Origin of the sequence: Citrobacter sp. Cpo061 (assembly GCF_030332845.1) — a bacterium.
Taxonomy (GTDB): Bacteria; Pseudomonadota; Gammaproteobacteria; order Enterobacterales; family Enterobacteriaceae; genus Citrobacter; species Citrobacter portucalensis.
The window spans coordinates 1-292 of sequence record NZ_JAOWHB010000031.1; the positions used below are offsets into that span (position 1 = coordinate 1).

Consider the following 292-nt stretch of genomic DNA (forward strand, 5'->3'; position numbering starts at 1 on the left):
GGGGAGACCCCACACTACCATCGGCGCTACGGCGTTTCACTTCTGAGTTCGGCATGGGGTCAGGTGGGACCACCGCGCTAGAGCCGCCAGACAAATTCTTTTCTAAGTGCCGAATTTTAACCGAAAAACTGGTGCTGATACCCAGAGTCGAACTGGGGACCTCACCCTTACCAAGGGTGCGCTCTACCAACTGAGCCATATCAGCACACTAAATTTGATGCCTGGCAGTTCCCTACTCTCGCATGGGGAGACCCCACACTACCATCGGCGCTACGGCGTTTCACTTCTGAGT

The 292-nt window shown here is 55.1% G+C and carries 1 tRNA gene and 2 rRNA genes; all 3 read right to left on the minus strand.

Annotated features, from left to right (window positions below):
- Nucleotides 1-91, minus strand: a 5S ribosomal RNA gene (gene rrf, locus OGX97_RS03215); the annotation flags it as partial.
- 38 nt (nucleotides 92-129) lie between these two features.
- Nucleotides 130-205: transfer RNA gene (locus tag OGX97_RS03220), tRNA-Thr, on the minus strand.
- Between the two features lie 14 nt (nucleotides 206-219).
- A 5S ribosomal RNA gene (gene rrf, locus OGX97_RS23265) occupies nucleotides 220-292 on the minus strand; the annotation flags it as partial.